Origin of the sequence: Peribacillus sp. NPDC058075 (assembly GCF_042885195.1) — a bacterium.
In the GTDB taxonomy this organism is placed as follows: Bacteria; Bacillota; Bacilli; order Bacillales; family DSM-1321; genus Peribacillus.
This window is the reverse complement of sequence record NZ_JBHVSL010000007.1, coordinates 19,589-34,604: the sequence shown is the minus strand read 5'-3', so window position 1 is coordinate 34,604 and position 15,016 is coordinate 19,589. Positions and strand designations below refer to the sequence as shown.

Genomic DNA, 15,016 nt, shown 5'->3' with positions numbered 1-15,016 from the left:
CCTCCGTACACCATGCTTTTTCGTTGTAAGTTCGTCACACCTGTTTGAATAGATCCTAATGTTTCAGTAATTTTTTTGAATCACCATATTCCTTTGCTGTTTCATTTCATTTCATTAATGCTTCAAGCGCCTCGCTTATCTTGCTTTTATCATCAGCTTCTTTTACTTTCCTGTAATGGTTCCGAGTCAATCTGCCACATTGAGATGGAATAATACCTTTAGGATGGAATGGCCTTTACCCAGCTTTATCTTTTTCCTCGCTTTTTGATAGCCTTTTGAACGAACGATCAGGCTATACTTTCCTTGCAGCAGATCTTTAAAATGGCAGATTCCTTTTTTGTTTGTTTGTTTGGAACTGATTCGCATTCCGTCACTCGTGAGCAGCTCGACCTTAGCTCCCTTAATCGGCTTCTTCGTTGTCTCATCATATACTTTACCTGTAATAACCCTTTTGGAATGGCTCAGCGGTACTAACTGGAAATCAAGGATAATTTTTTCCCCTGATACAAGGGCAGATGTTTGTGAATAGTATTCGGGTGCAGATGCATGAACAGCGAATCGGCCCTCCGGCAAGTTTTTGATTTTATATTTTCCTTTGTTATCAGTATATGTTGATGCGATTTTTTCTCCGGATTCATTAAATACTTCAATCAGCGCGTTGCTAATCTTACTTTTATTATCAGCGTCTTTTACTTTTCCTTTAATGGTTCCGAAATAATCCGTCGCATTGAGATAGAAGTTTACCTCTAGAATGGAATGGCCATTACAGAGATTCACCTTTTTCTTTTCTTTTTGATAGCCTTTTGAGCGAACGATGAGGATATACTTTCCTTGCGGCAGATCTTTAAAATGATAGATGCCTTTTTTGTTTGTTTTTTGGAAAGTGATCAGCTTTCCATTACATGTGAGCAGTTCGACTTTAGCTCCCTTAATCGGCTTCTTCGTTGACTTATCATATACTTTTCCTATGATGACCCCTTTGGAGATCTTCAGCGGTTTCAGCTGGAAATCAAGGACAAGGCTTTCCCCTGGTTCAAGGGTGACGGTAACTGTCTCGGTAAGGTATCCCTTTGCACTTACGCGAACGGTGTACGTTCCTGGGACGAGTGCCGTGATGATATATTTCCCATTTTCATTGGTTTTGCCGAATACTTTCAATTTGACAGCATGATTGAATGCAGAAATCAAAGCGCAAGGAATCGGCTTTCCATTCTTTTCGTCTGTTACTGTGCCGCTTAAGCTTGCTAGAGCCATTGTGAGAAGGAGTGTTACATTCGTCGTTTCCCCGGCGTTTACATCGGCTTCCGTAATGCCGGTAATATATAATGAAGCCGAGGCCCTAACTGTATATCTGCCAGGTAACAGGCCCTGAACCTCAAAGAATCCCGAGGAATCCGTGGAAACTGCTGCTACAAGGACACCTTGACTATTCAAGATTTCAACTCGTGCACTTGCAATTGGCAGGTTGTTTTTAGCATTCCTTACCTGGCCTCGGATAGATCCCAGTCCAGAAGCTCTGATCAGCGAGATGTTTGCATTTAAATCGGACTCGCCTGCTTCAAGTGTCAGTGTGAGCTGAGCTTCGAGGTAGCCTTCTGCACTTGCGGAAATGTTATAGGTGTCTGGCTCCAGTCCTTCGAAGTAATATTGTCCATTACTGTCTGTAAATGTAAATCCGATAAGCTCACCGCGAATATTATTCAGGTCAATTCTAACGCCTGTAATAGGTCCTCCGGAAATGCTGTCCGTGACCGTCCCCGCAATCACGCTTGATGACTCTGGCACGAGTCTAAGCTCAAAATTAAGAACGTTTTCTCCAACGCCAAGGTCTGCAGATGCTGTCTCAGAGAGGTATCCAGGTGCTGACGCACGAACCGTAAAGATCCCCTGAGGCAGGCCTTGAATGAGATATTCCCCGTTTTGATCAGTGAGTCCAAAGGCGATGGATACTCCGAATTCATCAAATACTTCAACTAATGCACCCACAATCGGCTGCCTTGTTTCTTCATCAATTACCGTCCCGGTTAAGTCAGCAGGGTTCGCTAATAAAGCAAAGTTAACAGCAGCAATGTCGTCCGGATTTAGAGAAATGGTTTTGGTCTGTGCCTGGAAGTTCGGATTCAAGGCAACCACTTGGTACGTTCCGGGTACAAGATTAGGAACGATGTAGCGACCAATATCGTCCGTTTGCGTCGTAACGACTACTACACCTGAGGAGTTAATAACCCGTATTCTTGTGTCGGGCAGCGGTGCCCCCGTTGCCAGGCTGGTAATCGATCCCTGAATGGACGCTGTCTGCTGCAGAAGCAGGAAGTTAAACGAGACGGTCTGACCTGAAAAGACGATTGCGCTAAGTCAGGAACCCCCATGCGAAATTTGCAAATCCCGTTTTCTGTGAATTCCTAGGATCGCCATTCACACGGATCCGAAAATAAATTGCGTTTCCATCGTACGCCAAATAAGCCGCAGGAAACTGTGTATTCCCTACTATATCGGTCGAAACTGGAGATTCATCCCCGACCACATCAAAAATGGGCTGACTACCCAATAATATCGGCTGAAACTGTGTATTAGCAGGAAAGGCCATTCATGTTACCTCCTTGAAAAAACATCATCACTCTAGAGTATCGGATAGACGAAATGTTTATGATTAATAAATTTGAGTCGAATAAGGGGGAGGAGTGTAAAGCAGCTGCGGATTTTACTGGTAAATGAGCCTTTCTGGAATTGTAATCTTAAAAGCCTATGACTTCATGGGCATTTTTGATACATAGGGTATAACGGATGGTTGATCGAAGGTGGATATAACCGTATAACTTCGTTTTTTTAAATGATCAACCAATGAAATACTTGAAAATATCTGTAGGTATATAAGTATGTTAGTATAATGATTGAGTTGGTGCATATTGAAGGCGGAACTAAAATCTTAAGGATTAGTTAATATTTCCAAGCTATCATGATAGAAAAATTAAGGGAGAGTATTCATGAAACTATTAAGAACCACGAAGGCATATATTTGGGCAGGGAGCATTTTAATCATTGCCGGGATCATGGCATTTGCGATGATTTCATCAACGGATAAGACAATGGCGAGTATCGATGGCGAGAAAATCAATAAGGATGAGCTGTATGACGCGCTTCTTGCGGGATACGGAGCAGATACTTTAGACCTGTTGATTACGAATAAATTGGTTGAATTGGAAGCGGAAAAAGCAGGAATTAAAATTAAGGATGAAGAAATCCAGAAAGAAATCGATGTTATGGTAGAGTCCTATGGTGATGAAAAGTCGCTAAAAGAACAATTGGAAGCAAGCGGTTCTTCAATGGAAGCCTTAAAAAAGGACATCGTGGTTTATCTGCAAACGAAAAAACTGGTCGAACCGAGAATTACCGTGACGGACGATGAAATCAGTACGTATTTTGAAGATAATAAAGAAACATTTGATCAAGCTGAACAAGTGGAAGCCAGTCATATTTTAGTCGAAGACGAAAAAACGGCTAAAAAAGTTGCGAAAGAAATTGCAGAAGGCGGTGATTTCGCTAAATTGGCAGCTGAATATTCCACTGATACACAAACGGCGGATAAGGGCGGAAACCTGGGGTATTTTGGAAAAGGTGATATGGTGGAAGAGTTTGAAAATGTTGCCTTCGATCTTGATATAAATAAAGTCAGTGATCCAGTCAAATCCGAATATGGATACCATATCATAAAAGTAACCGGTAAGAAGGAAGCAAAAAAAGCTAATTTAGAAGACAGTAAAGATGTAATTAAAGAAACGCTTCTTTCTGAAAGATTACAAGAGGAATATCCCGTTTGGTTAGCTGAAGTGAAAAAAGACCATGAGATAACGAATAAATTGGAGAGCTCTAACTAAGGTTATCAAGTGAATATTATATGAAAAAACAAAAGGGTTCCGGAAAATGTACCTTTCATCAAATGATGTTCCCGAACCAATTACCCAAAGCAGCACCTTCAACTCCATAGGTATGGCCTGTCTAAATTTATATAGAGTTTTACGAGACTACTGCGGGACAAGCATGTCTAGGGGAGACCCCGCACTTGCTTTTCGAGGATGTTCCACGGCCGCCCGCGGAAAGCAAGTTTCTTGAGCGGAAATCAACATCCAAATTGTACAAGGCATAAAAAAAGCTGAGGCATAACACCTCAGCTTTTTTATATATTAGAAATTGGATGAAATGGATTTTTGATTGGATAATCCAGATTTTTTAACGATTTCATCACTCTCTTTTACACCTTTATCATGATCGGATTTCAATGATTGTGATGGTGTCTCTTTCAGTTGTTTACCGGCAACGACCACCTTTGAACTGATGTCTTTTAATTCACTTGTTGCTTCCTTCGCTGTACCAAGTGCATCAGTGGAGATATCCTTTACTTCTGATACTTTACCCACCACGTCTTCATTGACGGTTTCATATAGTGTTTCCACGTCGTTGATTGCCTCTTTAATCGTCTCGGTTGCCCCTTTGACTCCTGATACCATCTGTTCCTTCATTTCGCCGGGATTTTCCTTGACCTGTTCAATCATATTCATGGAGTTGTCTTTTAAAAGGACGGCTGAACGCTTTACTTTATTTCTTGTGTTTGAGTCAAGTAAGGTCAACGCACCACCAACAAGCCCCCCGATTAGAATCCCTTTTAGAAGTTTGCTATTCTGTTGAGTTTCGATAGTTGATTGATTTTCAATAGTCGATTGAGTCATTTATATTTCCTCCTTTAGAATAGTTGATTGTTTGCTTACTTTGGGTTTTCCCTTATTTACCATAAGTTAAACTGGAAATAATAAACTGTCATGGGATTGACATAATAAATGGAACAATAGTAATCTACATATAGTTAAATGACTGAACTACTTTTTGGGAGGTGCAACGATGGCTAATGAAAAAGTTACTGGATTGATTGATCGATATATGAAGGTTTCGTTCTATGTCAATAAGATGGGGGAGCTTTTAATAAAAGATCAGATTTGTGATGTGCTGACGAACGAACAATATTATACTTTACGCTTCATTCAACAACAGCGGTTGTGTACATCGACGGAAATCAGTGATGCCTTTTATATTAATAAGAGTGCCGTCACGTCCAACATCAACAGGCTGGAAAGCAAAGGATTGATAGAACGGGAACAGGACCTGGTTGACCGAAGGGTCTTTCACTTGAAGCTTTCAAAAGAGGGGGAAGCATTGTTACAGGAAACGGAAAATAAGATTCATAAGTTGGTAGAGAGCATCATGACGAAATTCGATTATGAAGAGATCGTTGGATTCCTTGATACATATGAGAAGCTTGCACAAATTTTCATTCAAATGAAGAATGAGGAATGGGAGGAAATATAATGAGGGGGATCATAAAGGGAAGATGGCTGGTCATTATCGCTTGGGTTGCAATTACGGCAGGTTTATTGTTTGCAGCACCGAATATGGCGGACCTTGTCCGGAATAAGGGACAGCTGGATGTACCGGCAGAGTACTCCTCTGGGATGGCCAATAAGCTACTGAAAGAGATCCAGGATAAGGATGAGTCACAAGTGGCCCTCGTATTTCATGGTGATAAGAAGCTGTCTTCCTCTGAACTGAAAGAGATTGAGATAGCGATCCAAAACCTTGAAAAGAATAAAGCAGAGCTTGGCATCAAAGAGGTCATGACCCATTTTAAAGAGCCCTCGCTAAAAGGTCAGTTGGTCTCGGAGAATGAAAACACAGTTTTGACATCCATCACGATGGTCAAGGGGGACCGAGAAGCTAAGGAAGTGATCGATGTCCTTTATAAAGAGCTGGAGCAAGTGGATGTCGAGCATTATTACACAAGCAGCTGGATGATTGATGAAGATCTTAATGCCAATTCCCAAGAAGGGCTGAAGAAAACTGAAGGCATCACGGTTGTCTTCATTCTGGCTGTATTGCTGATCGTCTTCCGTTCAGTGGTGGCACCGATCATTCCGTTGGTAACGGTAGGTTTCACTTATTTATGTTCCCAATCCATCGTCTCATTCCTGGTGGATAAATGGGACTTTCCGATTTCATCTTACACCCAAATATTCCTGGTAGGTATTTTATTTGGAATCGGGACTGATTATTGCATCTTGCTGCTTAGTCGTTTCAAGGAAGAGCTATCGTCACAGGAGTCCTTGCCTGAGGCGATCGTTGAGACATACCGAACTGCGGGTAAGACGGTCTTCTTCAGTGGGCTGACCGTAATGATTGGCTTTGCGGCAATCGGTTTTTCTACTTTTAAGCTCTATCAATCTGCAGCGGCCGTTGCCATAGGGGTTTTCATTTTAATGATCGCCCTTTATACAATCGTTCCATTTTTCATGGCGGTTCTTGGCAAAAAGCTATTTTGGCCGGCAAAAGGGAAACTTGAGCATAGTGAAAGTAAACTATGGGGAATTCTCGGTAACTTCTCCATGAACCGCCCATTGTTGGCGCTGCTGATCGTTGCAATCGTCTGTGTTCCCTTTTTGTTTATGTATGATGGGAAGATTTCATATAACTCCCTTGAAGAAGCGGGTGATGATGTTCCTTCCATCATGGCATTTAATATCATTTCCGATGAGTTCGGACCGGGACAATCCATGCCAACACAGATTGTCATAAAGAATGACGAACGCATGGATTCCGAAGAATACGTCGCACTTGCTGAAAAAATCAGCCAGGAAGTAGTCAAGGTGGATGAAGTCGATGTAGTTCGATCCATGACCCGCCCGACAGGTGAACCGATTAAGGACTTATTTGTAGCGAACCAGGCCGAAACCTTGGAAAAGGGAATCGGGGAAGGAAATGAAGGCATTAAACAAATCAGTGATGGATTAAAAACCGCAGGCAGTGAGCTTTCGGATTCAGGACCGCGGCTGAAGCAAGCGACGGACGGAATAGGGGGTCTCATATCCGGTACCAATGAATTGAAGAGTGGCGTAGGCCAGGTGGAGAAGGCGTTAACAAGCATTGAAGCAGGCATTCGCGATGGCTCTTCAGGGACTGGGGATATAAAAAACGGACTGAATGAGGTCAAGGCAAACTTGGAGAAGCTCGCCACCGGAAGCGGACAGCTTCTCGAAGGCTATAAACAATCAACTAATGGGCTAAGTGAGCTCGCAGGTGGATACAAAGAGATTCAAACTAATCTTACGGGCGTATCACAAAGTCTTGCTGGTTTAAATCCTTCCTTTGAGCAAATGGAAGCCACTCATCCAGAATTACAGGCGGATCAGTCCTATCAAACAATCAAGCAAACCGTGCAAGGAGCACAGGGTGGCTTGGAGCCCATGGCAGCAGGACTTTCCGAGCTTAATAGGAATCTAGGTTCAGTGTCCGGCGGTTTGAATACCGCGAACAAAAATATGGCCCAAATCGTAAACGGTCAAACCTCTCTCGGGGAGGGCCTGAACCAATTGATTTCAGGGGTTGACACTTTACAAAAAGGACTAAGCACGATGGCCAATGGTCAGGGGGAAGTCATAAATAATCTGTCAGGATTTAAAGGAGGCCTTACCAGCTTAAGTAATGGGCAGCAAGAACTCCTAAATGGTTTTTCAAGCCTCGGCGGACAACTTACTGATTTGACAGATGGCTTAAATGAAAGTGCGGATGGTCTGAATGAAGTCCATGATGGACTATCGTCCGCACAGGGGTATTTATCAGGGCTGGCAAAAACGGATAAAACGGTAACAGGCATGTACATTCCCAAGGAAGTAGTCGAAAGCGATGAATTCGGGGAAGCATTGGACGCGTATTTATCTGAAGACGGTAAAACCATGACCATGGATGTGGTGTTCAAGGCGAATCCATATTCCAATGAAGCAATCGAGCAAATCGATTCGATTGAGGCAACCGTTGAAAGAGTAACGAAAGATACAAAGCTAGAAAATGCGCAAGTGGCGATCGGGGGAATCACAAGTACCCATCATGACTTGGGCATGATGTCTGAGGAGGATTTCTCAAGGACGGTCGTTTTGATGCTGTCGGGTATCGCAATCATTCTTTTTTTCATGCTGCGATCCCTGGTCATGCCGATCTATTTGATTGTGTCGCTCGTTTTGACATATTATACAGCGGCAGCCATTACCGAGTTAATTTTTGTTAATATTCTCGGTTACGCCGGCATTGGCTGGGCAGTTCCATTCTTTGCTTTCGTCATCTTGATTGCTCTTGGCATTGACTATAGTATTTTCTTGATGGATCGCTTTAACGAATGGAAAGATAAACCGGTCAAGGAAGCGATGTTACTGTCCATGAGAAAAATGGGAACGGTGATCATCTCGGCGGCTGTCATTCTGGGCGGAACCTTTGCTGCCATGATGCCAGCAGGAGTTTTATCGCTCTTGGAGATAGCCACTTTAATATTGGTGGGGCTTGCTTTATATGCGTTTGTCATATTGCCATTGTTTATCCCAGTTATGGTTGCGACGTTCGGAAACGCAAATTGGTGGCCGTTTTTGAAAAATAAGGAATAAATTTAAATTAAAGAAGGCATCCATATGGATGCCTTCATTTTTTCGACTGAATGTGGCTTGGAACCTCCCTAAATTGAATAAATTTGCGGCATTTCCGTCCAAATAACTCCACTAGAGGTTTGGCAGACAGTTGGTGAAAAGGGAGCGAAATTTAATGAGTGGTCCGCAAAATAAATGATCCGGAATGCGAAGGTTGAATAAAATCATGAACGGTCGAAAAAAGCGCAGGGTAGGTCGAATAAAATCGTGAACGGTCGAGAAAAGTACGTGGTAGGTCGAATAAAATCGCGAACGGTCGAATAAAGCGCAGGGTAGGTCGAATAAAATTATGAACGGTCGAAAAAAGCGCAGGGTAGGTCGAATAAAATCGTGAACGGTCGAGAAAAGTACGTGGTAGGTCGAATAAAATCGCGAACGGTCGAATAAAGCGCAGGGTAGGTCGAATAAAATCGTGAACGGTCGAATAAAGTACGTGTAAGGTCGAATAAAATCATGAACGGTCGAAAAAAGTGCATGGTAGGTCGAATAAAATCGTGAACGGTCGAAAAAAGTGCGTGGTAGGTCGAATAAAATCGTGAACGGGCGAAAAAAGTGCATGGTAGGTTGAATAAAATCGTGAACGGTCGAATAAAGCGCAGGGTAGGTCGAATAAAATCGTGAACGGTCGAATAAAGTCATATGGCGAATAACTGGAATCCAGCTGAAATCTACTAACATATTCAAAAAACTGCAGACAGACTTGCTTTTCCTCGAGTTTGTTTACAGTAAGAAGGCATCCGCATGGATGCCTTCTTTAATTATGTATTCCTTTTTGGCTAAAGCGATTCATAATTGGGGGATTCTTGTTTTATATTTCGCGATGATCTTTTGATTGTGTTCATCTGCCCCTTCAATATTACTGCTTAGGAATACGGGAGGGGTCTCCCCTGATTCAATAATCGTTTGGATGACTTGTGTGAAAATCATATTGAGGAGAACGGCCCCGACCACGGTCGATCCAGAACCAAAAGGTATATTATGTGATTTCAGTAATGTGTCACCTTTGGCAATATGATTGTCTATGACCAAATCAACGACATCGTGGAGATAATGCTTCCGTTTATGCCGTGAAGGACAACTTTTTGCATACTCCGGTGATGTTAGTCCAATGACGAGGGCCCCTTTTTCTTTTGCGATAGTGGCGACATCTATGGGAACGGGATTTACGCCGGATGATGAAATGACGATACAGACATCACCAGGACGGATGTCCTCATCATGCATGAATTTCTCTGATAGGTCATTTTGCCGTTCAAGTTGGGAGGATCTTGAAGCACCCTTAAAAAGCATCAAATCTTCAACGAAAATAGGACGAATTGCGGCTAACCCACCTGCCCGGTAGAATACCTCTTCGGTCAAAATATGAGAGTGTCCGCTTCCGAATAGATGGATGATTCCATCTGACATCACTGCTTTTGCGATATGTTCCACAGATTCCTTAATTGATTGCTTTTCCTGTTCTCCCACAATTGTGAGTAAAGCCTGCACTTCTTCAAAATATGAGTTCATATATGTGACACCCTCCGATTGAAAATATTCAATTTTATCTGCTTATAGTGATAGTGAACTTATACCTGTCCGCACGATATGCCGATTTAACATATTCAAGGGGAGTTCCATCCATTAGGAACGTATGCCTTTGAATGAATAATATGGGTGAGTGCTTTGGAATCGCTAAGTGGGTGACTTCTAATTCAGAAGCAATCGATGATTCCAACGTTTGTGTAGCATAGTCTATTTTAAGTTTAACGTAATTCTCGACATATTGGTAAAGAGAGAGGTTAATGATCTCTTCCGTTAATCCTTTAATTAAATTGGCAGACATGTACACGGTCTCGAGCGCCATTGGAACATCATCAGCCAACCGAATGCGTTTTATTTCATAAACGGGAGCATAAAGGGAAATGTGCAATTCACTGGCAATCTTCTTATTAGCCGGAATGATTTCAAAGCTCAGCAGCTTACTGCTTGGATTCAATCCCCTGGCTTTCATGTCCTCGGTGAAACTGGTCAATCCATTGAGCTGCTGCTCCAACTTCTTATCGGCGACAAAGGTTCCCCTTCCCTTTTGACGGTATAAGTATCCGTCATTCACCAAATTATTTATAGCTTGCCGGACGGTCATCCGGCTAATTTCGAATTGCTCGGCATATTCACGTTCAGATGGAAGGGCATCGTGCGCTTGGAACTCACCGTTTTCTATTTGTCTTTTTATTTGTTCTTCGATTTGAAAATAAATCGGAAGAGGTGAGTTTTTATCAATCATCGATTTTCGCTCCTTTTAGGGTATTATCACTCCGGATAACGCTTTTTGGTCTGCGATAATTGTAACATTATTATGTTTTTTTAGGATAGATGCAGGGAATTCCTCTGAAATGTCACCGTGTATCAATTTCTTCAGTGTTTCGGCTTTTTCTTCACCAGATATCAGCAGCAGAATTTCTTTGCTTTTCATGATTGTTGAAATGCCCATCGTAACGGCATGTGTAGGAACTTCATCTATGGAATCGAAATAACGTGCATTCGCTTGACGGGTGGAATCTTCGAGTGTCACGACATGTGTACCGGATGTGAAGGAAGTTCCAGGTTCATTAAAACCAATATGGCCATTTTGCCCAATGCCAAGTATTTGAAGATCGATCCCTCCGACGGAATCAATCATTTCATCATACCGTTTACATTCTCCGTTGGTGTCATCGGCCGTTCCATTTGGCAGGTGAGTACGCTCTTTATTTATATTGATGTGAGTGAATAAGGAGTCATTCATATAATAATGATAACTGTTTGGATCATTCGGTTTTAAGCCGATATACTCATCAAGATTAAATGACGTTACATGTTCATAAGAAGTATGATTGCGCATGTGATCTTCAATCAAATTATCGTACATTCCTTTAGGGGTACCGCCTGTCGCAAGGCCCAATTTGATAGTAGGATTTCCTTTGACTTTTCCGATCACTATTTCTGCGGCTGTCCGGCTCATTTCCATGTAGTCCTGCACTTGTATGATATTCATTATACATTCTCCTTTTTAAAAGCTAAATTTCCTCTGCAAAACGTCATTTCAACGTCCAAGCGGTCATTCAATATGACAAGATCCGCGTCTTTGCCTACCTGGATGCTTCCTTTTCTGTCAAAAATCCGAAGCTGTTTGGCAGGGTTTTCCGCCGTCATTTTTATAATGTCAGTCATGGAACAATCGGTATATTCCATTGTGTTTTTGATGGCATCGTTCATTTTCAATATACTGCCGGCTAGTGTACCATCTGAAAGCGTTGCTTTCGTTTCGTTAACATACACAGGCTGACCGCCTAAATCATAGGTTCCCTTTTCAAGCCATTTGGCACGAAGCGAATCCGTTATCAAGATCATTCGTTCGCTGGTAATTTGGTTATATGCAAGCTTGATCATTTCCGGCCTGCAGTGAATGCCGTCAGCAATAAGTTCAACATATAGCTCGTCTCGAAGATAAGCGGCTCCCAAAACACCAGGTTCACGGTGATGGAGTCCCCTCATCCCATTATAAAGATGTGTAACATGGGTAGTCCCTGCTTGGATTGCTTCATCTATTTGGTCGTATGTTGCATCTGAATGTCCAATGGAAGCGACGACGCCAGTCGCCTTTAAGTGAGCGGCAAGATCTAATCCGTTTGGTTGTTCAGGTGCTAGCGTTACAAGCTTGATTTGATTTTCGGCCATTTCCTGCCACCTTTTAAATAGAGTGACATCAGGGTCAACAATATGCTCTTCTGGCTGTGCTCCTTTACGGACCGGTGAAATGAATGGACCTTCTAAATGTATACCAATTATTTCAGCGTGTTCTTGAGTTTGATTTTCGATATATTTACCAGCATTAAGAAGTGCTGATTCAATGGCTTCGGTAGATTGAGTCATTGTAGTGGCCAGAAAGCTGGTGGTTCCTTCTTTGGGAAGAGTCTCTGCCATTGTAGATAATGCTTCATGTGTAGCATCCATGGCATCGGAATTGGATACTCCGTGAATGTGGATATCGATCGCACCGGGAATTACCTGATAATCCGGTGAAAGGGTAATTACCTTGGCATCATCGTCCTGTTTGTATTGGCTGACTGGACCAACCTCGGCAATTTTTCCATCCACGATTTTAATATACCCATTTTTGAATGTTTCCTTTTCGCTATGAACTATTAGATTATTAATAATGAATGTTTTCATACATAATCTCCTTTATGAAAGTAAAACTTAATGAATGAGTTACCAAATGGTTTCTTATAATTTGCCCTCATTTTATCGCTTTTATTAAAAGTTGTCTAGACCAGTTGGATGGTATAAGGAATAAAAAAGATATTATTGCTTTATTTTCGAACAATATAGTATATTATCAAGTAAATTGGTATAGACATCTATATATTTTCTATGCTAGTATAAGCCAAAGAAAAGTTATTATATTGATAAAATGAAAACGCTTTATACTTCTCGTTCAACAGAATCAATAGAAGAAGTTAGGAACAAGGGAGATGAGTTCGATGTTGAATTTTTTACAAAAGATTGGTAAAGCTCTTATGCTGCCAATTGCTGTTTTGCCAGCAGCAGCTATATTGCTTCGCTTAGGTCAGCCAGATTTACTTGATATTGCATTTATGGCGGCCGCGGGAAAAGCGATTTTTGATAATCTTGCCTTACTATTCGCTTTAGGTATTGCAATAGGATTATCTAAAGACGGTAGCGGTGCAGCGGCATTAGCTGGTCTTGTTGGTTACTTTGTTTTAACGAATGGAACACAAGCAATTAATAAAGATATCGATATGGCTGTTTTAGGCGGTATTATATCCGGTATAGTTGCCGCTCTTCTATATAATAGATACTCCGACATACGACTCCCTGAATGGCTTGGATTCTTTTCAGGGAAAAGGTTCGTCCCAATCATCACTTCGCTTGCGATGATTATACTTGCGGGGATATTCGGCTTTGTCTGGCCGCCAATTCAGGATGTAATCAATAGTGTTGGAGACTGGATTACAGGTGCAGGGGCATTGGGTGCCGGCGTATTTGGCGTATTGAATCGCTTATTGCTTCCAGTAGGATTGCACCATGTCCTGAATAGTATGGTTTGGTTTGTTTTTGGTGAATTTAATGGTGCGACAGGTGATATAAATCGTTTCTTCGCAGGGGACCCGACAGCTGGGCCCTTCATGACTGGCTTTTTCCCAATCATGATGTTCGGACTCCCAGCTGCAGCATTAGCGATGATTGCAGCTGCTAAGAAGGAGAAACGTAAATTGGTGACGGGGATGCTTGTTGGGTTAGCTTTCACTTCTTTCTTAACAGGAATCACAGAACCGATTGAGTTTCTATTCATGTTCATCGCCCCAGTGTTATATGTAATACATGCCCTTTTAACCGGGGTCTCTATGGCACTTGCTGTTATGTTGGATATCCATCATGGTTTTGGATTCTCCGCAGGAGCCATTGATTATTTCTTGAACTTCGGCATTGCGCAAAAACCGCTATGGTTAATACCGATTGGATTGGTCTACGCGGTCGTTTACTTCGTGATTTTCTATTTTGTCATCAAGATCATGGATTTAAAAACACCAGGCCGTGAAGACGATGAGGAAAATGTGGAAGAAGAAACTATTGTGAAAACAGGGGATAAATATACCGATATGGGATCGCTTTTCATTCAAGATCTTGGCGGTAAAGAGAATATAAAGCTAATTGATAACTGTGCAACACGCTTGCGTTTACAAGTGGCCGATTCAGGAAATGTGAATGAAGCAGCCTTAAAACGGCATGGTGCGCGCGGTGTCATGAAGTTGAATAAGTCGAGTGTGCAGGTCATTGTTGGAACAAATGTTGAATTCGTTGCAAATGCAATGAAACAGCTTGTCAAGAATGGCGTGAACCCAAGCGAAGTGAAAGCAGGTCCATCTGCACAAGTGGCAGAGGATATAGTAGAGGAAAACCAAGCTTTGGGTGCAAATGACTTTGTCCTTCCAATTGAAGGAACCGTTTTACCGATAGAACAAGTTCCCGATCAAGTGTTTGCTATGAAAATGATGGGGGATGGCTTTGCTATAGAGCCAGCCAATGGAAAACTAGTATCCCCAATCGATGGGGAAGTGCTAAGTATCTTCCCGACAAATCATGCACTCGGATTGAAAATGGATAATGGTCTGGAAATTCTGATCCATGTTGGTTTAGATACAGTTAAATTAAATGGAGAAGGGTTTACATCCCTTGTGCAAGAAGGTCAAAGAATAACAAAAGGAACACCTCTTTTGGAAATTGATTTAGATCTCATAAAACGGAATGCCCCATCAACGGTCACTCCTATTATATTCACTAACTTACCAGAAGGAACGGCAGTGAAATTGCAAAAGTCTGGGATTCAGAAACAAAATACACCAGATATCATCCAGTTGGAAAAACTATAAACTTGTAAAAAAAGGGTGTCGACTTGTCGGCACCCTTTTTTTAAATGGATGAAACGGCCTCTCTGTATACTTCTTACTATGATAAAT

11 protein-coding genes are annotated in these 15,016 nt (G+C 42.0%); 4 read left to right on the top strand and 7 right to left on the bottom strand.

The genetic code is table 11. The features are described from left to right. Positions 1-186: 186 nt before the first annotated feature. Positions 187-2,286: a carboxypeptidase regulatory-like domain-containing protein gene (locus tag ACFVS1_RS24980; protein ID WP_387551792.1), complete on the bottom strand. Its 2,100-nt coding sequence runs from the start codon at positions 2,284-2,286 to the stop codon at positions 187-189. Between the two features lie 64 nt (positions 2,287-2,350). Further along, the gene (locus ACFVS1_RS24975) at positions 2,351-2,587 is read right to left on the bottom strand and encodes a hypothetical protein (RefSeq protein WP_387551721.1); all 237 of its coding nucleotides are present in this window, start codon (positions 2,585-2,587) and stop codon (positions 2,351-2,353) included. 397 nt (positions 2,588-2,984) lie between these two features. Here ACFVS1_RS24975 and ACFVS1_RS24970 point away from each other — a divergent pair, with 397 nt between their 5' ends. Next, complete coding sequence (locus ACFVS1_RS24970; RefSeq protein ID WP_387551718.1) at positions 2,985-3,875, top strand: foldase protein PrsA; 891 nt, start codon at positions 2,985-2,987, stop codon at positions 3,873-3,875. A 306-nt stretch (positions 3,876-4,181) separates the two neighbouring features. Here the strand turns inward: ACFVS1_RS24970 and ACFVS1_RS24965 are convergent, their stop codons facing one another. Beyond that, positions 4,182-4,724, bottom strand: a complete 543-nt coding sequence (locus ACFVS1_RS24965; protein ID WP_387551715.1) for a YtxH domain-containing protein — start codon at positions 4,722-4,724, stop codon at positions 4,182-4,184. Between the two features lie 169 nt (positions 4,725-4,893). Between ACFVS1_RS24965 and ACFVS1_RS24960 the strand changes: the two genes are divergently transcribed. Both ACFVS1_RS24960 and ACFVS1_RS24955 read left to right on the top strand, forming a co-directional pair. Then, complete coding sequence (locus ACFVS1_RS24960) at positions 4,894-5,358, top strand: MarR family winged helix-turn-helix transcriptional regulator (RefSeq protein ID WP_387551712.1); 465 nt, start codon at positions 4,894-4,896, stop codon at positions 5,356-5,358. After that, a complete protein-coding gene (locus ACFVS1_RS24955; RefSeq protein WP_387551709.1) occupies positions 5,358-8,474 on the top strand; it encodes an MMPL family transporter in 3,117 nt (1,038 codons plus the stop codon). Before ACFVS1_RS24960 ends, ACFVS1_RS24955 begins: the two co-directional genes overlap by 1 nt. A gap of 825 nt (positions 8,475-9,299) precedes the next feature. On the opposite strand, the gene ACFVS1_RS24950 is transcribed toward ACFVS1_RS24955, so the two are convergent. The 4 genes from ACFVS1_RS24950 to nagA are packed head-to-tail and all read right to left on the bottom strand — an operon-like array spanning position 9,300 to position 12,707. Continuing rightward, entirely contained in the window at positions 9,300-10,022 is a 723-nt protein-coding gene (locus ACFVS1_RS24950; RefSeq protein ID WP_387551706.1) for an SIS domain-containing protein, read from the bottom strand. Between the two features lie 34 nt (positions 10,023-10,056). Next, positions 10,057-10,779 (bottom strand): GntR family transcriptional regulator, encoded by a 723-nt coding sequence (locus ACFVS1_RS24945; protein WP_387551703.1) that lies wholly within the window; start codon positions 10,777-10,779, stop codon positions 10,057-10,059. A 15-nt stretch (positions 10,780-10,794) separates the two neighbouring features. After that, on the bottom strand, positions 10,795-11,529 hold the full coding sequence (nagB, locus tag ACFVS1_RS24940; protein ID WP_387551700.1) for a glucosamine-6-phosphate deaminase: 735 nt from the start codon (positions 11,527-11,529) through the stop codon (positions 10,795-10,797). Beyond that, a complete protein-coding gene (gene nagA / locus ACFVS1_RS24935) occupies positions 11,529-12,707 on the bottom strand; it encodes an N-acetylglucosamine-6-phosphate deacetylase (protein ID WP_387551697.1) in 1,179 nt (392 codons plus the stop codon). The genes nagB and nagA overlap by 1 nt, the downstream gene beginning before the upstream one ends. Positions 12,708-13,018: 311 nt before the next feature. On the opposite strand from nagA, the gene nagE reads away from it, so the two are divergent. Next, positions 13,019-14,929, top strand: a complete 1,911-nt coding sequence (gene nagE / locus ACFVS1_RS24930; protein ID WP_387551694.1) for an N-acetylglucosamine-specific PTS transporter subunit IIBC — start codon at positions 13,019-13,021, stop codon at positions 14,927-14,929. The last annotated feature ends 87 nt before the right edge of the window (positions 14,930-15,016 follow it).